At 69.2% G+C, this 18140-nt stretch carries 18 protein-coding genes and 1 rRNA gene; 16 read left to right on the top strand and 3 right to left on the bottom strand.

What is annotated here, in order from left to right; genetic code table 11:
- The 3 genes from rrf to EFY87_RS18670 form a co-directional block, all read left to right on the top strand.
- Nucleotides 1–91, top strand: a 5S ribosomal RNA gene (rrf, locus tag EFY87_RS18680); the annotation flags it as partial.
- Nucleotides 92–298: 207 nt separating this feature from the next.
- Nucleotides 299–1627 carry a hypothetical protein gene (locus EFY87_RS21050; protein WP_181445523.1) on the top strand — a complete coding sequence of 443 codons (1329 nt, stop codon included), beginning with the start codon at nucleotides 299–301 and terminating at the stop codon, nucleotides 1625–1627.
- 135 nt (nucleotides 1628–1762) lie between these two features.
- On the top strand, nucleotides 1763–2164 hold the full coding sequence (locus EFY87_RS18670) for a single-stranded DNA-binding protein (RefSeq protein ID WP_123272998.1): 402 nt from the start codon (nucleotides 1763–1765) through the stop codon (nucleotides 2162–2164).
- A 141-nt stretch (nucleotides 2165–2305) separates the two neighbouring features.
- Here the strand turns inward: EFY87_RS18670 and EFY87_RS18665 are convergent, their stop codons facing one another.
- Nucleotides 2306–4939 carry an FtsX-like permease family protein gene (locus EFY87_RS18665; protein WP_148043402.1) on the bottom strand — a complete coding sequence of 878 codons (2634 nt, stop codon included), beginning with the start codon at nucleotides 4937–4939 and terminating at the stop codon, nucleotides 2306–2308.
- A gap of 188 nt (nucleotides 4940–5127) precedes the next feature.
- Between EFY87_RS18665 and EFY87_RS18660 the strand changes: the two genes are divergently transcribed.
- From EFY87_RS18660 to EFY87_RS18610, 12 genes are all read left to right on the top strand, one after another.
- Complete coding sequence (locus EFY87_RS18660) at nucleotides 5128–6282, top strand: HAD-IIA family hydrolase (RefSeq protein ID WP_245988750.1); 1155 nt, start codon at nucleotides 5128–5130, stop codon at nucleotides 6280–6282.
- A gap of 35 nt (nucleotides 6283–6317) precedes the next feature.
- Nucleotides 6318–6827, top strand: a complete 510-nt coding sequence (locus tag EFY87_RS18655) for a hypothetical protein (RefSeq protein WP_123272996.1) — start codon at nucleotides 6318–6320, stop codon at nucleotides 6825–6827.
- Between the two features lie 7 nt (nucleotides 6828–6834).
- Nucleotides 6835–7227, top strand: coding sequence for a hypothetical protein (locus EFY87_RS21045; RefSeq protein WP_148043401.1), 393 nt, complete (start codon nucleotides 6835–6837; stop codon nucleotides 7225–7227).
- A gap of 3 nt (nucleotides 7228–7230) precedes the next feature.
- Nucleotides 7231–8034, top strand: a complete 804-nt coding sequence (locus EFY87_RS18645; protein ID WP_123272994.1) for a TlyA family RNA methyltransferase — start codon at nucleotides 7231–7233, stop codon at nucleotides 8032–8034.
- Nucleotides 8031–8939 carry an NAD kinase gene (locus EFY87_RS18640; protein WP_123272993.1) on the top strand — a complete coding sequence of 303 codons (909 nt, stop codon included), beginning with the start codon at nucleotides 8031–8033 and terminating at the stop codon, nucleotides 8937–8939. Before EFY87_RS18645 ends, EFY87_RS18640 begins: the two co-directional genes overlap by 4 nt.
- Before the next feature lie 10 nt (nucleotides 8940–8949).
- Nucleotides 8950–10644 (top strand): DNA repair protein RecN, encoded by a 1695-nt coding sequence (recN, locus tag EFY87_RS18635; protein WP_220093708.1) that lies wholly within the window; start codon nucleotides 8950–8952, stop codon nucleotides 10642–10644.
- Between the two features lie 6 nt (nucleotides 10645–10650).
- Complete coding sequence (locus EFY87_RS18630) at nucleotides 10651–12336, top strand: CTP synthase (RefSeq protein WP_123272991.1); 1686 nt, start codon at nucleotides 10651–10653, stop codon at nucleotides 12334–12336.
- Nucleotides 12337–12354: 18 nt separating this feature from the next.
- Entirely contained in the window at nucleotides 12355–13014 is a 660-nt protein-coding gene (locus EFY87_RS18625; protein WP_123272990.1) for an NUDIX domain-containing protein, read from the top strand.
- Nucleotides 13015–13082: 68 nt separating this feature from the next.
- Nucleotides 13083–14243: a pyridoxal phosphate-dependent aminotransferase gene (locus tag EFY87_RS18620; protein WP_123272989.1), complete on the top strand. Its 1161-nt coding sequence runs from the start codon at nucleotides 13083–13085 to the stop codon at nucleotides 14241–14243.
- A 12-nt stretch (nucleotides 14244–14255) separates the two neighbouring features.
- Nucleotides 14256–14534: a chloramphenicol phosphotransferase CPT family protein gene (locus tag EFY87_RS21405; RefSeq protein ID WP_220093707.1), complete on the top strand. Its 279-nt coding sequence runs from the start codon at nucleotides 14256–14258 to the stop codon at nucleotides 14532–14534.
- The gene (locus tag EFY87_RS21040; protein ID WP_281276225.1) at nucleotides 14441–14836 is read left to right on the top strand and encodes a phosphotransferase-like protein; all 396 of its coding nucleotides are present in this window, start codon (nucleotides 14441–14443) and stop codon (nucleotides 14834–14836) included. Before EFY87_RS21405 ends, EFY87_RS21040 begins: the two co-directional genes overlap by 94 nt.
- Nucleotides 14837–14862: 26 nt before the next feature.
- Complete coding sequence (locus EFY87_RS18610; RefSeq protein WP_123272988.1) at nucleotides 14863–15309, top strand: NUDIX hydrolase; 447 nt, start codon at nucleotides 14863–14865, stop codon at nucleotides 15307–15309.
- Between the two features lie 84 nt (nucleotides 15310–15393).
- Here the strand turns inward: EFY87_RS18610 and EFY87_RS18605 are convergent, their stop codons facing one another.
- On the bottom strand, nucleotides 15394–16284 hold the full coding sequence (locus EFY87_RS18605; protein WP_245988749.1) for a patatin-like phospholipase family protein: 891 nt from the start codon (nucleotides 16282–16284) through the stop codon (nucleotides 15394–15396).
- Nucleotides 16274–17692, bottom strand: a complete 1419-nt coding sequence (gene argG, locus EFY87_RS18600) for an argininosuccinate synthase (RefSeq protein ID WP_123272987.1) — start codon at nucleotides 17690–17692, stop codon at nucleotides 16274–16276. Before argG ends, EFY87_RS18605 begins: the two co-directional genes overlap by 11 nt.
- Before the next feature lie 58 nt (nucleotides 17693–17750).
- Between argG and EFY87_RS18595 the strand changes: the two genes are divergently transcribed.
- Nucleotides 17751–18125 carry a YchJ family protein gene (locus tag EFY87_RS18595; RefSeq protein WP_123273000.1) on the top strand — a complete coding sequence of 125 codons (375 nt, stop codon included), beginning with the start codon at nucleotides 17751–17753 and terminating at the stop codon, nucleotides 18123–18125.
- Nucleotides 18126–18140: the final 15 nt, after the last annotated feature.

The raw sequence follows: 18140 nt of genomic DNA, 5'->3' as shown, positions 1-18140 counted from the left end.
GCCCGGTCACATCCCGAACCCGGAAGCTAAGCCCTTCAGCGCCGATGGTACTGCACTCGGTAGGGTGTGGGAGAGTAGGACACCGCCGAACAATTTTTGATGCAAATGGCCGGTCGTGGGCACTGTTGAAGGTGCTCACGACCGGCCATTTGTCATGACGGGTTTGCGCGTGACGGACCCTGTGGTGTGCCGCGCAGCGTACCCTGAAACTCGCGCAATAGGTCCGGGCGCTGTGCGGAATACGCCGCACCGCCCCGGCCGAGCCGATAGACGATGTGACAGAGAGTTGGTGTGGTAGGTGCCGAATGATGACGACGCTGCGCCGGCGGAGGACTCGCAGTCCCGCAGGGCCGGGCGCTGGTCGCGCGCCGGCAATGTTGACGGCGCCGGTGCTGAGCAACCCGGTGGTCAAGGACGTGCTGACCGGCCGGCAGATCAGCAGCAGCCGGTGCGCCGGGCGGACGGTTATCGACCGAAGTCCGTTGGCGAGGGGTGGGCACGTTCGCGAGACGGTCGGGCAGGCGGCTATCAGGGACGTGGTGGCGGCTCGTCGCGTTCCGGTGGGGACCGGGCCGGCCGTGACGCCTCGGGAGGTGGTCGACCCGATCGTGCGGGCAGCCGCGGGCGCAGGGACGATTCGCGTGGCGGGGCGGGCCGAGAGCGGCGCGCTGGTTCGCGTAATGACCGCGGTGGCGCGGGAGCGCGCAGCCCCCGGGACAGTTTCGAGCGGGGCGCCGAGCGGGACGATCGACCCGGCGATCGCGGGATTCGAGGCCCGCGTGCCTGGGATCGTTCGTCACCGTCGGCGAAGTCCACGCGGGACACGCGGGTTGAGCCACCGCTGCCGGAGGACATCACCGGCAAGGAGCTGGACCGCTCGGTCTGGCGGGAGCTGCGGACCCTGACCAAGGAGAACGCCGAAGGTGTTGCCAAGCACCTGGTCGCGGCCGCGACGGTGCTCGAGGAGGATCCGGATCTGGCGCTGGCGCACGCCGAGCATGCTGCGCGACGTGCCGGTCGGGTGGCCGCAGTGCGGGAGGCGCTCGGCCTCGTGCATTACCGCCGCGGCGAGTATGGCGACGCCATACGCGAATTTCGCACGGCGAAGCGGCTTTCCGGCTCGAATCACCTGTTGCCGTACCTCGTCGATTGTGAGCGGGGACTCGGCCGGTATGAACGTGCCCTTGACCTGGCCGCTTCACCGGAGGCGAGGTCGCTCGGGGAAGCGGACAACATTGAGCTGGCGATCGTGGTGTCCGGGGTGCGCCGGGACCTCGGCCAGCCTGAGGCCGCGCAGATGGTGCTGCGTATCCCCGCGCTGGAGCGCGGCGGAAGCCAGCCGTGGGCTGCCCGGCTCTTCTACGCGTATGCCGAGGCGCTGCTCGCGGCCGGCGACGAAGCGGGAGCGCGGGAGTGGTTCGTCAAGGCCGCGAATGCGGACGCCGACGGTGAAACCGACGCAACCGACCGGCTGGACGAGATCGACGGAGTCGTGCTGACCGACCTGCTCGGCGATGCCGAGGACCCGGAGTTCAGCACCGACGAGGATCCGGCCGCGGATGACGGTTCGGCGCCAAGTGTCGCCGACGACACCGCGACGGTGCAGGACGACGGGGATCCCCGGTAACCGGTTGCGGCAGTTGTCCCCATCCCACGGAGCTGCCTCGGTGGTGCACAGGTGCGTCGTCGTGCGCTGACATGTGCGGTGGTGAGCGGTCATCTTTTTCTTACGAACAAATGTTCGCAAGTAAAGGAGGATGGGATGACTGTCAGGGCAGAACCAACACCCGCACCCAGCGGGCGCGCGGAACCACGCGAGGGTCCGGCCACGGTGAACGAGGTGCACCTGATCGGCCGGCTCAGTGCGCCGCCGTCGGTGAAGCTCTTGCCGAGTGGCACGCAGGTCGTGCAGTTGCGAGTGGTCGTGGACCGGCCGGCCGATGCTGGCCGGCGAGCCGCAGAAGAGGGTCGCAAGGCGCCGACCGTGGACACGATCGATATCGCGTGCTGGCGCGCGGACGTTCGTCGGCGCGCCATGAGCTTCGCCGGCACGGAGGCGGTCGAGGTCAACGGCTCACTGCGACGCCGGTTCTGGCGCAGCCCCGCCGGTGTCGCCAGCCGCTACGAGGTCGAGGCGATGAAGTTGCGGAAGCTCAAGCCGTGATGCCGAGCGCAGCCACGGCAAGGTATGACGTTCGTCCGGGTTCATGGACGCTCCTCCTGCGTCGGGAGGCCGTCATTCGCTGAGCCCTTGGCCAGTCACTCGCTTTGCTCGCGGCCCTTGGTCGCTCGCTTCGCTCGCCTCTCATGTGCTGCGCCCACTCTCGGAGAGTTCGGCAGAGCGCACGATCCAGGTGCCGAACACCGTGGCGGCCAAGAGCAGCAGCACGATCAGGCCCGCCGCTGCCGACGTTCCGAACGGCCATTGGAAACCAGTGCGCGTGACCGGCTGGGCCGGCGGGGTGGACCACCACAGCATGGCGCGTCCGGTCAGCCAGGCAGCCAATGGTGCGGTCACGCTGCCGACAACGCCGCCGGCCAGGCTCAGCAGCAGGAATTCTCCGATCGTTGCCCGGCGCAGGACCCGAGCCGACAGTCCGCCGGTGCGCAACGCGCGAAGATCCCGTGCACGGTCCGCGCGGGAGGCCACCGCGACCAGCATCACGCTGACCAGCGCGGCCAGCACCGATAAGGCACACACCACAATGCTCAGGTCCATCGCCCAGGCCGTGGCGGTGGCGGCATACCCGGCACGCGCTTGATCCATGGTTTGCGTGGTGGTGCTGGCGAACCCGGCCCGGAGCAGCGCGACATCGAGCCGGTGCAGCAGCCGAGGGTTCTGGGTGGCCGAGAAGACCTGATAGGACAACCGGTCGACCCGGTCGCCGGCCTGGTTCATGACGGCCAGGTTGGCCACGATCGTGGTGGCGCCGGCGCCGGGAATGTATGGCGCGGTTCCGGTGATCCGGAACGGGCCGTTGACGTCACCCATGGTCGGCGCGGTGACGGTCGACCCCACGGCGGCGTTGGTGGTCCAGGTCGCTGCCAATGCGGCAGGTTCCGACGGATCCTGGTGTCCTTCCAGCTTCGACCAGGGCACCGGCTGGGATACGCCGATGCGCGAGCCGAGGCGCTGCATGTCGGCCGGGATGACGCCGAGGACGGTGCTGCCGAAGGAGGTTGACGAATAGATCTGCACTGCAGGCGTGAAGTACCGGTGGTGCGGGTCGACCGCATCGATCGCCGCGATCAGGTCGCCCGGGTGCACGGTGACGACGCCCGCCGTCACGTGCAGCACGGCGTTCGCACCGAGATCAGCGGCTGATCGAGCAGCTCGGTTGTCCGCGCCGCGAGCGAACACGCTGACGCTCAACGTCAGCAGTGCGGAGGTGATGATCAATGTCCCCAGGGCAGTGACGATCCCAGCGCGCCGGCCCAGCTGTGCGATGGCCAGGGCGCCTGCGGGCCTGCGCCGCCGCAGCAACCGCGTGACCAGCCGGGCTGCCACGGGGGCGAGCAGAGCGCCGATCATGATCGCCACCAGCCCAGCCAGCAGCACGGGCGTGAGCTGAGCCGGCGCGCCCGTCAGGCTCTTGGTGGCGGTCAGCACCACTCCGGCCAGGCACGCCGCGCCCAGCGCGGCGGTCGGGGCGGACAGCCAAACCCCGCGGCGCCGGGACGGTCGCTCGCGCAGCAGCGCGCTGATCGGCTCGTGAGCCATGGACCACCAGATGATCCACCACATCCCGGCGAGCACGAGCCCTGTCGCGCCCGCGGCAACCAGAGTGGACCAGAGCCAGGCCGGCCCGACGTGGCCGGGCAGCCACCACACCCGCACCAGCTGGTCCACAGCGTAGGCGAGCGCGACGCCGCCGAGCAGGCCGGCCACACCGGCCGGCAGCAGCTCGCGGGCACCCAACTGCAGCACGCCCGCAGCACCGTTTCCGCGCATCTTCAACACTGCTGCCTCGCTGCGGCGCACTGTCGCCAGGTAGCTGGTCACCTGCGCCAGCAGGATCAGCAGGACCGCACCCAGTTGCAGGAGCAGGAACGGCAGGATCTGCCCCGCCTGCCGCACATCGGTATTCGTCTCGGCATACACGGACGACAATGCCTCGGTCACCGAAACACCGGAGCCCAGGCGCATCTCGCTGGCATGCATCCCGGCGACCGCATGAGCCAACGTGCTCGGAGTGATGCGGTGGGGGGCCAACTGGTAGTACAGCGCGGTGGAGATGCCGCTCCAGCTCACGTCCGGGGACGTCATATCGCCCTGCGGGACAGTGCTGGTGGGTGGGTGCCCGTGGAAAGTCGCGGGTGCGGTCAGCCAGTAGGTGGGCGTCGTCTGGGAGTAGCTGCCGACACTCAGGCCGCCCCAGAAGCGGGCATTGTCCGGTGCGGTATAGACACCAACAAACTTCAGCTTCTTCTGCGGGGTCAGGTCAGGACTCAGGAAGTCGTAGTCGGCGCCCTTGACCGTCAGCTCGGCGCCCAGCCGCAACTTCGGTCGCATCAGCGCCTCGACTTGCCCCTCGGGCAGGATCACCTCATTGCGTGCAGTCGGGCAACGACCTGCCACGAGATGAACGTGGGCACACCCGTCGGCCGTCCCCAGCAAGGTGGCCCCGATCGATCGTTGCGGCCACGTCACCTGGACCAGGCGCAACACGGCCGGTGGCCCGGTCACCGCGCGCACCCGCGGATCCACCGCCCGCTCGAGATGGGCGGCTACCTGTGGTTCGCCGCCAGCTGTTAGGAGCTGGACCTGTTGACTGGACACGTCCAACGAGGCCACATGAAACCGCACCAAGGCGAAGCGGAACGACCGTGTCAGCAAGGGATCAACGGCGACCACGGCGACCAACAGGCCGACAGCCACGGCGAACAGCACCGATTGAGCCCGCCGGGAGCGGCGCGAAAATCCGGCCAGACGCCACACAACTGCTTCCTCTCGCTGGTACGAACCAAGGAAAAGAGAGAGAGCTGTGCCGCTTTCCCGCCCTGCGGTGCACGTTACGCCGGTGAATACAGCCGTGGGCGTCGTTCACGACGAACGCGACATACGTGCGCCACGCCAAGAGCACCTCGGGTATGGCGCGGTGCGCGCCGCTGGGCAAGATGGTGCCCGTGTCCGAATCAGCTCAGGTCCAGTCAGCATCCGTGTCGCCGAATAGCCCGGCGGCACCAGGTTCGCGATCGGGTCGTGCTGATCCGTCGGCGAGTCTCGCGGAGCGGTTTCCCGGTCTGGTCTGTGATCTGGACGGTGTGGTCTACCGCGGGGCGCAGGCCGTTCCGCACGCCGTCGACTCCCTGGATGCGGCCATCGCGGCCGGTGCCCGGGTGGTCTACGCGACAAACAACGCGTCGCGGCCACCCGCTGTTGTCGCCGACACGCTGCGTGGTCTCGGGCTGGCCGCTGGAGCAGACGACGTGCTCACCAGTTCGATCGCCGGTGCTCGCACGGTGGCCGCGCGGCTGTCGGCCGGCGCGACGGTGCTGGCGATCGGTGGCGCCGGCGTGGCGGATGCCTTGACTGCAGCCGGCCTGCGCGTCGTCCGGCCCACCGAGGTGCGGGCGCTGGCCGGCGCCGAAGACGACGCGCGCACGAGCGAGGACGCACCGGTCGGTGCTGTGTTGCAGGGCTACGGTCCGGAGGTGACCGCAGCAGATCTGGCGGAGGCCGCATACGCGATCCAGGGCGGCGCTACTTGGGTGGTGACCAACGACGACCTGACCCTGCCCACCGATCGTGGGGTGGCCCCGGGGAACGGCTCACTCGTCGGCGCCGTGCGAGTAGCCGTCGGTGTCGACCCGGTGGTCGTCGGCAAACCCGGCCCGCTGCTCTACGAACTCGCCGCCGAGACGCTTGGCACCGACCCCGAACACACGCTCGGCATCGGCGACCGGCTCGAAACTGATATCGCTGGCGCGCACGCGGCCGGGATGAGCGCCCTGCATGTGCTGACCGGTGTCCACGGCCCCGCAGAGCTGGTCCGTGCCGAGCCCGCGCTGCGGCCGCGGTTCGTCGCGGCGGACCTGCGTGCGCTCGGCGCGCCATACATCGAGCCGAGCCGGCGGCTCGACGGGAGCTGGATGGTGGGCGACCAGGTGGCGACGGGCCGGGGGAGCGGCGCAGAGTTCGCGGTCCGGTTCGACGGCGGCGCCGCTGCCGATGACTGGATCGTGCGGCTCCGGCTCGCGCTGTGCATCCTGTGGGAAGCCCAGGACGCCGGGAAGCTGTCCGGCGACGAGGCTGTGGCGGCGCTGCCGGAACGCCGCTAGTCTCGAAAGTTCATCCAGCGGAAGGAGCGTCGAACATGGCTGGGACAAGTGACAAGGCGATCAACTCCGTTCGGACGGCGTTGCAACTGCTGACCGGCGCCGGTGACATGACCCGGGCGCGAGCGATGGAGGCCGCCGCGTTGCTGCTGGAGGTTCCCGGTGTCGGCGACACGTCGGCGCGAGCAAGCCAGCTTGCCGAGGAACTCATCGACGCAGCGACCGCGAACCGGCAGCTCGTCCGCGATCTGGTGGCGACCGAGCTCGAACGTCAATTGACCCGATGGGGACTGGTGCGGGGCACCGACCTGGAAGCAGCGCAGCGCCGGATCGAGGCGCTGGAGGCGGAAGTAGCCGCGCTGCGAACAGCTGCCGAGCAGGCGAAACAGCCGGCGCCGGCGGCAATGAAGCAGGCTCCCGCCACGAAGACAGCAGCCAAGAAGGCTGCCACGAAGAGAACCACCGCGAAGAAGACGACCGCCACGAAGACCACGGCGAAGAAGGCAAGCACGATCGGCGACCACGAAGGGCTGATCGGGCGGCCATAATGGAGCCGTGACCGACCATAATCCGACTCCCGGCGGGGCAGTGCCGTCTCCGCACCTGTTCGCCCGGCCGACGTCACCGCATGCAGCCCACGCGTCGGACGCCCAGCCGGCCCGTTCCCCGCAGCCAGTCGGGACACAGGGCACCGACTCCAGATTCGCGGCGACCGGCGACGAGCGAGTCGACCAGGCTCTTGCAGCACTGCCGGACCCGAGCGCGCACGAACGTGAAGCAGCTGACCGCGAATCTCCCTCCGGCACAGATGGATTCGCGCCGGAAGAGGAAAGTGCGCCAGCCATCGGCGGCAGGCTGCCCGACCCAGCGCTCCTCGACCAGCACATCGCGGACGTCACCGCCGTGCACCGCCAGTTGCAGCAGCGACTCTCCGACCTGTCGGGCTGAGCCGTGCGGGTGGACGCGGCGCTGGTGGAACGCGGCCTGGCCCGCTCCCGCGCGGTCGCCAAGGAACTCATCGCCGACGGTCGGGTGACAGCGGCCGGCATACCGATCACGAAGGCGTCCGCTGCAGTGAACCCGGACGACCTGCAGGTCAGCGGTGACACCGAGCAATGGGTCGGCCGGGCGGCATACAAACTGCTCGGGGCGCTCGACGCATTCTCGGTCGACCCCGCCGGCCGCCGCTGTCTCGACGTCGGCGCCTCCACCGGCGGCTTCACCCAGGTGCTGCTGAGCCGGGACGCGCGCGAGGTCATCGCGCTCGACGTCGGGCACGGACAGCTCGCGCCGGCCGTCCGCGCCGATGCTCGCGTCGTGGAGCGGTCGGGGGTGAACGTGCGCGACGTCGATGCCGACGAGTTCGGCGGACCCTTCGACCTGGTGGTCGCGGACCTGAGCTTCATCTCCCTGACGCTCGTGATCGACCGGCTCGCTGCCCTGACCGCACCGTCCGGCGATCTGATCACGCTGGTCAAGCCGCAGTTCGAGGTCGGCCGGGAGCGCCTGGCACGCACCGGGGTGGTGACCTCACCGCACGAACGCCACCGCGTGCTGCGCGATGTGCTCGCAGCAGCCGGCACAACCGGGCTGACCGTGCACGGTCTGACCGTGAGCCCGATCGAGGGCGGCACCGGCAATCTGGAATACCTGCTGTGGGCGCGCCACGAGCCGGCAGGCAGGATGTCGGACATGGAGGTGCAGGCGGTGCTCGAGCGACTGCTGGTGCAGGAGAAGGAGGCGCGGACCGTATGACGAGACATGTCCTGCTGGTCGGCCATCCCCGCCGCAGCGAGGCCCTTGACGTGGCCGCCGAACTCGTGCACGGCCTGACCGCGAACGGCATCGAGGTCATCGGGCAGACCGAGGAGCTCACGGCGTTCGGGGTGCTCGGCGAGGAGGGCGTGACCGGCTACGACAGCCCGCAACCGGACGGCGCCGAGCTCGCAGTCGTCCTGGGTGGCGACGGCACCATCCTGCGCGGCGCCGAGCTGGTGCGCGAGAGCGGTGTGCCGCTGCTGGGCATCAACCTCGGGCATGTCGGATTCCTTGCCGAGGCGGAACCCGACGACATCCACCACACCGTGCGCAAGATCGCCGGGCGCGACTGGCGGGTCGAGGAACGCGAGACGCTCGAGGTGGAGGCCTCCGTCGACGGCCGGTCGCTCTGGACGAACTGGGCGCTCAACGAAGCGTCGGTGGAGAAGGCGGCGCGCGAACGCATGCTGGAGGTGACCGTCGAGATCGACGGCCGCCCGCTGTCCACCTGGGGTTGCGACGGGGTCGTGATGGCGACCCCGACCGGTTCGACGGCGTATGCGTTCTCGGCCGGCGGGCCCATCGTCTGGCCTGGTGTCGAGGCGATCCTGCTGGTGCCCATCTCCGCGCACGCTCTGTTCGCGCGGCCGCTCGTGCTGAGCCACGACGTCCACATCGCCGTCGACCTGCACGACACCACAGACGCCGAGGCGGTGCTGTGGTGCGACGGCCGGCGTTCGTTCGACCTGCCGAAGGGAGCTCGCATCGAGGTCCGTCGCAGCGCCCACCCGGTGCGGCTCGCGCGGCTGACAGATGCTCCCTTCACCGATCGGCTGGTCGCGAAGTTTGATTTATCCGTGTCCGGCTGGCGGGGCACCGGCCGGGCCGCGCCCCGAGCGTAGGCTGCCCGACGTGCTGCGCGAACTGCGGATCCAGGGCCTCGGGGTCATCGACGACGCACTGCTCGAGCTGTCGCCCGGTTTCAATGTGGTGACCGGCGAGACCGGCGCCGGCAAGACCATGGTGGTGCAGGGCCTCGGGCTGCTGCTGGGTGGGCGCAGCGACGCCGGTCTCGTGCGCGGCGATGCCGAGCGTGCGTATGTCGAGGGCATCGTCGAGGTGCCGGCGGACCATCCGGCGCTGGAGCGTGCCGCCGATGCCGGAGCGACCGTCGAGGATGAGCTGATCCTGGCGAGAACCGTTTCAGGACAAGGGCGTTCGCGCGCGCACGTCGGTGGGCGCACGGCGCCGGTCGCGGTGCTCGCCGAGCTGGGCGAACTTCTTGTGGCGGTGCACGGACAGGCCGATCAGTGGCGGCTGCAGCGGCCCGAGCAGCACCGCATCATGCTGGACGACTTCGGGGGCAAACCAGTGGCGGCGGCGCTCGCGGCATACCGCGCGCTGCACGCCACCTGGCAGGCGACGCGCGCCGAACTGGCCGAACTGACCGATCGCGCGCGTGACCGCGCCCAGCGGCTCGACCTGCTGACCGCGGCACTGGAGGACATCGAGCGGGTGGACCCGGTCGCCGGCGAAGATCTCGAGCTCGCCGCCGAGTCCGACCGCCTCGCCCATGCCGATGCGCTGCGCGAAGCGGCCGGCACGGCCCACGACTCGCTCGCCGGGAACGAGGACTCCGACGATGCTCCGAACGTGCTCGCCCTGGTGGCGCAGGCGCGGCAGGCGCTCGCGGGATCGGTCGACCACGATGCGGCGCTCGCCGGGCTGGACGAGCGACTGCGCGAACTCGCGGTGCTGGCCGCTGACGTGGCGGGTGACCTCGCGTCATACCTCGCCGACCTCGAGGTGGACCCGGCACGCCTGGAGCAGGTGCAGGTGCGGCGCGCCGACCTGACCGCGCTCCTGCGCAAGTATGGCGAGAGCATCGACGACGTCCTGGTCTGGAGCAAGGCTGCGGCGCTCGAGGCGGCCGAGCTCGCCGGGTCCGACGACCGCATCGAGGAGCTACGGACCCACCTGGCGGGGCTCGAGCCACAGTTGACCGCGGCGGCAACCCGGCTCACCGCAGGCCGGCGCAAGGCCGCCCGGAAGTTGCAGCAAGCGGTGACCGAGGAACTCGCACACCTCGCGATGGGCTCGGCCACGCTCACTGTCGACGTGCAGACCGACCCGGAGCGGCGGGGTCCGCACGGCGTGGACGAGGTGGAGATCCTGCTCGCCGCCAACCCGGGCGCCCCGCCACGCAGCGTCGCCAAGGCCGCATCCGGCGGTGAGCTGTCCCGGGTGATGCTCGCGCTGGAGGTCGTGACCGCCAGCGGCAGCGTGCCGACCTTCGTGTTCGACGAGGTGGACGCGGGCGTGGGCGGAGCCGCCGCGCTCGACATCGGTGCCCGGCTCGCCCGGCTCGCGCAGGGCGCCCAGGTCATCGTGGTCACGCACCTCGCGCAGGTCGCGGCATACGCCGACCGGCAGCTGGTGGTGCACAAATCCAGCGACGGTCACGTGACCGCGAGCGACGTCACCGCCGTCGACGGCGAGGACCGGCTCGCCGAACTCGCCCGGATGCTCGGCGGCGTCAGCGACAGCACCTCGGCGCGCCAGCACGCTCAGGAGTTGCTCGACGGCGCTCGCCATGACGTAGACTGAGAGCCCGTGGTGGAGCAGACAAAACACATTTTCGTGACCGGAGGCGTTGCCTCTTCGCTCGGCAAGGGGCTCACCGCCTCCAGCCTCGGACATCTGCTCCGCGCTCGCGGACTCCGGGTGACGATGCAGAAGCTCGACCCCTACATCAACGTCGATCCCGGCACGATGAACCCCTTCCAGCACGGTGAGGTCTTCGTGACCGAGGACGGCGCCGAGACCGACCTCGACATCGGTCACTACGAGCGCTTCCTGGACGTCAACCTGGCCGGTGACGCCAACGTGACCACCGGCAAGGTCTACAGCGAGGTCATCGCCAAGGAACGGCGCGGCGAATACCTCGGTGACACAGTGCAGGTCATCCCGCACATCACCAACGAGATCAAGTCCCAGATGCGCGCGCAGGCCGCCCCGGACGTCGACCTGATCATCACCGAGATCGGCGGCACGGTCGGTGACATCGAGTCGCTGCCGTTCCTGGAGGCGGCGCGCCAGGTCCGGCAGGACGTCGGACGTGACAACGTCTTCTTCCTGCACGTGTCGCTGGTGCCCTACCTCGCCCCGAGCGGCGAGCTGAAGACCAAGCCGACCCAGCACTCGGTCGCGGCTCTGCGCCAGGTCGGCATCCAGCCGGATGCCCTTGTGCTGCGGGCAGATCGGGACCTTCCGGACGGCATCAAGCACAAGATCGCCTCGATGTGCGACGTCGATCTGGAAGCGGTCGCCGCGTGTGTCGACGCGCCCAGCATCTACGACATTCCGAAGGTGCTGCACGCCGAGGGCATCGACGCCTACGTGGTGCGGCGGCTGGGCATGCCGTTCCGCGACGTCGACTGGCACGACTGGGACCGGCTGCTGGAGCGTGTGCACCACCCGGAGCACCGGGTCGAGGTGGCGCTGGTCGGCAAGTACATCGATCTGCCCGACGCCTACCTCTCGGTGACCGAAGCGCTGCGTTCGGGCGGCTTTCACCACGACGCGAAGGTTGTGATCCGCTGGGTCAAGAGCGATGACTGCACCACGCCCGCCGGTGCGGCCAAGGCGCTCGGGGGAGTGGACGCGGTGCTGGTGCCCGGCGGCTTCGGCGTGCGTGGCATCGAGGGCAAGCTCGGTGCGTTGCGGTGGGCACGTGAGCAGCAGGTGCCGACCCTCGGCATCTGCCTCGGCCTGCAGTGCATGGTCATCGAATACGCCCGCAACGTCGCCGGCATCGAGGGCGCTTCGTCCACCGAATTCGACCCGGAGACAACGGCGCCCGTCATCGCGACGATGGAAGAACAGAAGGCGTATGTCGAGGGCGCCGGCGACCTGGGCGGCACCATGCGGCTGGGCGCCTACCCGGCGCAGCTGCTCGGTGAGAGCGTCGCCGCGCAGGCGTATGGCGCCACCAGCGTGTCCGAGCGCCACCGGCACCGCTACGAGGTCAACAACGCCTACCGCGGTGAGCTGGAGGTCGCCGGACTCGTCTTCAGTGGTCTGTCTCCCGATCGTGAGCTGGTGGAGTTCGTGGAGCTGCCCCGGAGCGCTCACCCCTACTACGTGGCGACCCAGGCGCACCCGGAGTTCCTCTCCCGGCCGGGTCGCGCGCACCCGCTCTTCGCCGGGCTCGTCGGTGCGGCCATCGACCAGCAGCGCGCCGCGCGACTGGTCGAGGTGGAGCGCCCGAAGAGCGCGGATCCCGTTGCAGCTTCGTAGGTTTCGCGAGAGGACGCGATGAGTGCTGAACACGACCGGCTGACAACCCCGCTGGCTGACCGGCTGGATCCGCAGCCGGTGACCTCGTCGCGGGTCGCCTACCACGGGCGGGTCTGGGACGTCGTCACCGAGGATGTGCAACTCGGCGTGGCCGGCTCCGTGACGCGTGACTTCCTGCGGCATACCGGCGCCGTGGCGGTGGCGGCCCTGCGCGGAGAGCCCGGCGCCGAGGAGGTGTTGCTGATCCAGCAATACCGCCACCCGGTGGGCACTTTCGACTGGGAGGTCCCGGCGGGCCTGCTCGACAAGGCGGGGGAGGACCCGCGTGCGGCGGCCGCGCGCGAGCTGCGCGAGGAGGCCGACTTCGACGCCACCACGTGGCACACGCTCGTCGACTTGTTCACCTCGCCCGGTTCGTCGTCGGAAAACCTGCGCGTCTTCCTCGCCCGCGACGTGCACTCCGCGGTCGCTGAAGGCTTCGTCCGTGAGGGCGAGGAGGTGGGCATGCCGACCGGGTGGGTTCCGCTCGATGACGCCGTCGACGCGGCGCTGGCGGGCCGGTTGCACAACAGCATCACCATCTCGGCGCTTCTTGCGACAAGCATTGCGCGGCAACGGAATTGGGCGACGCTACGATCTGCTTCGGCCCCATGGCCGGAGCATCCGGCATACCGATGAGCGAGCGGAGCGCGCGACCAATAGGGATCCAGGCGAATGACGAGCCCCGAGGAACGAGGGGGTCGTTCATGAGCGAATGGCAGCCGTCGCTGCGCAGCGCCGTCGAGCCGTTCCATGTCATGGAGGTCATGCGAGCGGCCGCCGCACGGCAGCAGACCCACGGGGACATGATCCTGCTGTGCGTCGGGCAGCCGTCGACACCGGCACCGCGGCCGGTGCTGGACGCGGTGCACGCCGTGCTGGAATCCGACGCGCTGGGTTACACCGTGGGCGACGGCATTCCGGCGCTGCGGGAAGCTATCGCCGCGCACTATCGCTCGACGTATGACGTGCCCGTCACCATGGACGAGGTGCTCGTGAGCACCGGCTCGTCCGGCGGGTTCAGCACGGTGCTGCTCGCAGCGTTCGATCCTGGCGCCCGGGTCGCGATGGCGCGGCCCGGCTATCCGGCATACCGGAACACGTTGCGTGCCCTGGGGATTCAGCCCGTCGAGATCGATTGCGGGCCGGCGACGCGCTTCCAGCTGACGGTCGAGCTGCTGGAGCGGGCGCACGCCGAGGCACCCCTGGACGGTGTGATCGTGGCGAGCCCGGCGAATCCGACGGGGACCCTCATCGCGCCCGGCGAATTCGCGGCCATCGCGAGCTGGTGCACGAGCCAGCGGGTGCTGTTGCTGTCGGACGAGATTTACCACGGCATCACGTTCGGCGCTGCGGCACAGACCGCGCGGGCGGTGAGCGAGGACGCCGTCGTGCTGGGCTCGCTGAGCAAGTTCTGGTCGATGACCGGCTGGCGGGTGGGCTGGAATCTGTTGCCGCGCGGTCTGCGCCGCCCGGTCGACGTGCTCCAGGGCAACCTGGCGATCTGCGCGCCCGCCGTTTCGCAATACGCTGCGGTTGCTGCGTTTTCACCCGAGTCGACCGATGAGCTCAGGCGGCACGTCGACCGCTACGCCGTCAATCGCGAACTGCTGCTGCGGCGGTTGCCCGAGTTGGGCATCGACTCCTTCGCACCACCGGACGGTGCGTTCTATGCCTACTGCGACGTCTCATACCTGACCGACGACTCGAAGCAGTGGTGCGCCGAAGTGCTGGACCGCACCGGTGTCGCGATCGCGCCCGGCGTCGACTTCGACCCCGTTCACGGAAACCGCTTCGTCCGGCTCAGTTTCTGCGGCACGACGGACGACCTCGACGAGGCGATCGACCGCCTGGTCGCGATCGTCTGAGGGAGTCCAGCGATGAGCGCGCGCCCAGGTCGTGTCGTCCTGCTCAACGGGCCGTCGAGTGCGGGAAAGTCTTCATTGGCAGCGGCATTCGCCGCCATACAACCCACTCCGTGGCACAACCTCCCGGTTGATCTGGTGCACTCGAGCCGGTCGCGTCCGGCTGAGATGTCCCACTTGCCTGGGACGCGCCACCGTGGCTGGACACCTTCCGGCGCAGCCGCGCCGGATACCACCGGATGCTCGCCGCTATGGCGCGAGCCGGAAACGACGTGGTTGGCGATCACGTGCTGAACGAGCCATGGCGCATCGCGGACCTGCTGGACGTCCTCGACGGCATACCGGTGCTGCTGGTGCACGCGACCGCGTCGCTGGAGGAGCTGGAGCGACGGGAGAGGGAGCGTGGCGACCGGGAGGTCGGCACAGCACGCGCACAGCTCGATGTCGTCTTCGCACACGGTGATTGCGACCTGGCGATCGACACGACCGGCACGAGCAGCGTGGCGGCTGCGCGGGCCGTCACGGCACTCGTGCAGGAGTGGCCGGCGCGGACGGCATTCGACCGGATGCGCACGCGGTCGCTACCTTTGCGCTGACACCGACTCAGCGGGAAGGTCTGGTCATGGCGGACAAGGCACACATCAGGGTCAAGGCGATGGCGGTCGTGGTGAGCGCGGACGGCAAGACCCACGCTGTGGCCCGGCTGCGACCGACCGCCGAAAACCCTCATGGATACGACCGATTGATCGGTGGGCACATTGAGCCGGGTGAGACCGCGCGGGAAGCGCTGGACCGCGAGGTGCTCGAAGAACTTGGCACCGGCGTCGCCGAGGCGCGCCTGCTGGACGTGCTGGAGAACATCTACCGCATCAACGGGCGGCTCGGCCACGAAGTCGTCTTCGTGTATGCCGTGCGCCTCGACGACCCTGCCGTCATACCCGCGGAAGGCAAGGTCTTCCAGGACGACGGCGACCCGATGCCGGTGCGGTGGCGACCCGTCGACGACACCGGCCAGTCGCACCCGCTCTACCCGCCGGGTGCCTCGGAGCTGGCCAGGGCCATCGCCTGAGAGTGTTGCAGCGTCGCCAGTATGCCGATCGCGCGGTGTCGCGCGCGCTGGGCATACTCGAAACTGGGCGCGGTCCCGAAACCGTCAGGCCAGCCCGAGGAACTCCCGGATGGCGGGAAGCTCCCGCTGCGCCTGCTCGTACCCGGCGCGGTAGCTCGCTTCGAGCACGGCGAGTCGGCGTTCCCCGTTGCTGACCGGTTTGATCTCAGGGGCGAAAACGTAGGCGCGGCCGGCCTTTTCGAGCTCGAGGACCTCGTCACGGGTGCGGTTGTAGCGTTCGTGCCGGGTGCGCAGCGCTTCGTAGACGGCCGGATACTTGCGGAAGTAGCGCCGCAGGAACCGGTCGTGGCCCTCCGGTGCTTTGACGAACGACCGCTGCTGCGTGAGCACGACGAAGAACTTCTCGAATCCGTCGGCCTGCGCAGCGTCCAGCGCGATGCCTCCGGAGCTGCCGATCGCGCCGTCGACGTAGGTGTGCCCGTCGAAGCGCACCATTGGCATCAGCACCGGCATGGCCGCCGACGCCTGCACGCGGTTGAGCAGGTCGCCGAGCGTGGGGGAGTCCTTGCGGCCCCAGTAGACGGTCTCGCCGCTGTCGGCGTCGAACGCGCCGATCTTCCACTCCCGGTTGCTGCCGGCGAACCCATCCCAGTCGAACGGCAGTGACTCCAGCGGCAATCCTGATTGCTGGTAGATGAATTCGGCATTGAAGATGCCGTTGCCACGTGCGAGGCTGCGCAACCCGCCGAAGCGGCGGTCCTGCGCGAACGTCGTGAACGACGCGTGCGCCCGCCATACGTCCCGCGTCACGTAGTTGGACGCGTTGGTCGCGCCTGAGGAGATCCCGACGGTCCACTGCACGTCGATGCCGGCTTGGATGAGCGCCACGACCAGACCCGCGGAGTGGCTGCCCCGCATCGCACCGCCCTCGATGACCAGAGCGGTGTCGGTGACCGGCACGGGCTCAGTCGGCACCGAAGTCCATCGCCGCGTTGTCGAGCGCGTCGTCCTCGTCGGTGTCGACGGCAGGGTTGGCCGAAATCGCCGCAGCCCCACCGGGTTTCAGCTCGCCGACCAGGTCGGTCTCCCGGGCCGGCAGCGCGCCGAGGCCGGCATACAACTCGAGCTTGGCGCGGGTGTCGGCGATGTCCAGGTTGCGCATGGTGAGCTGGCCGATGCGGTCGGTCGGGCCAAACGCGGCGTCCTCGGTGCGTTCCATCGACAGCTTGTCCGGGTGGTAGCTGAACCCTTCGCCTCGCGTGTCGATGATCGAGTAGTCCTCGCCCCGACGCAGCCGCAGGGTGACCTCACCGGTCACCGCCGACGCGACCCAGCGCAGCAGCCCCTCGCGGATCATCAGCGACTGCGGGTCGAACCAACGGCCCTCGTAGAGTAGGCGACCCAGGCGACGCCCGTCGTTGTGATACTGCGCGACCGTGTCCTCGTTGTGCACCGCGTTGACGAGCCGCTCGTATGCCGCGAACAGCAACGCCATGCCAGGAGCCTCGTAGATGCCGCGCGACTTGGCCTCGATGATGCGGTTCTCGATCTGGTCGGACATGCCCAGGCCGTGACGGCCCCCGACCTCGTTGGCCAGCATGAAGAGGTCGACCACGTCGTCGAACGTCTGCCCGTTGATCGACACCGGCCGGCCGCGCTCGAATCGCACTGTGACGTCCTCGGTTTCGATGCGGACATCCGGGTCCCAGGAGGCGACACCCATGATCGGCTCGACGATCTCCATCGAGGTGTCCAGCAGTTCGAGCTTCTTGGCCTCGTGGGTGGCGCCGAGGATGTTTGCGTCGGTCGAATACGCCTTCTCGGTGGAGTCGCGGTAGGGAAGACCCTTCGCGGCGAGCCACTCGGACATTTCGTGCCGGCCGCCGAGCTCGTCGACGAACTGCGCGTCCAGCCACGGCTTGTAGATGCGCAGCCCAGGGTTGGCGAGCAGGCCGTAGCGGTAGAACCGCTCGATGTCGTTGCCCTTGAAGGTCGACCCGTCGCCCCAGATCGACACGTCGTCCTCGCGCATGGCGCGGACCAGCAGGGTGCCGGTCACCGCGCGGCCGAGGGGAGTGGTGTTGAAGTAGATGCGCCCGCCGCTGCGGATATGGAAGGCACCGCAGGCGATCGCCGCCAGTCCTTCCTCGACGAGCTGACGCTTGCAGTCGACCAGGCGGGACAGCTCGGCGCCGTACTGGCCGGCGCGGCCGGGGACCGAGTCGATGTCCGGCTCGTCATACTGCCCGAGATCCGCGGTGTAGGTGCACGGTATGGCGCCCTTGTCGCGCATCCAGGCGACGGCCACCGAGGTGTCCAGGCCTCCGGAGAAGGCGATGCCGACGCGTTCGCCGACGGGTATGGAGTTCAACACTTTCGACACGGCACAGCAGCCTACGACGACCGCGGTGTCTCGTGGCGTCAGGTCTACCGTGTGGACGGTGAGCACCGAAGATCCCTGCCCGTGCGGCTCCGGCCGGTCGTATGACGACTGCTGCGGCCCGCTGCTCTCCAGCGAGCGGCTGGCTGCCATCGCGGAGGAGCTGATGCGGTCGCGCTACACGGCATACGTCTATGGCAACCGCGAACACCTCTGGCGCACCTGGCACCCGAAGACGCGGCCGGCGGAGGTTGCGCTGGAGCCGGGGATGCGCTGGACAGGCCTGCAAATCCTCGATATTCGCGACGGTGGTCCGGATGATGACACCGGTGTCGTCGAGTTCGTGGCGTCATACGACAGCACGGGCCGGCTGCACGAACGCAGTCGTTTCGAGCGGCGGGGCGGGCGCTGGTTCTACCTCGACGAGCAGGGCTGATCGGCGGCCGCACGC

The sequence above is a fragment of the Flexivirga caeni genome (genome assembly GCF_003724155.1).
Lineage (GTDB): Bacteria > Actinomycetota > Actinomycetes > Actinomycetales > Dermatophilaceae > Flexivirga > Flexivirga caeni.
Note: the sequence above shows the minus strand (reverse complement) of the source record. Positions and strands in the feature narration are given on the sequence as shown.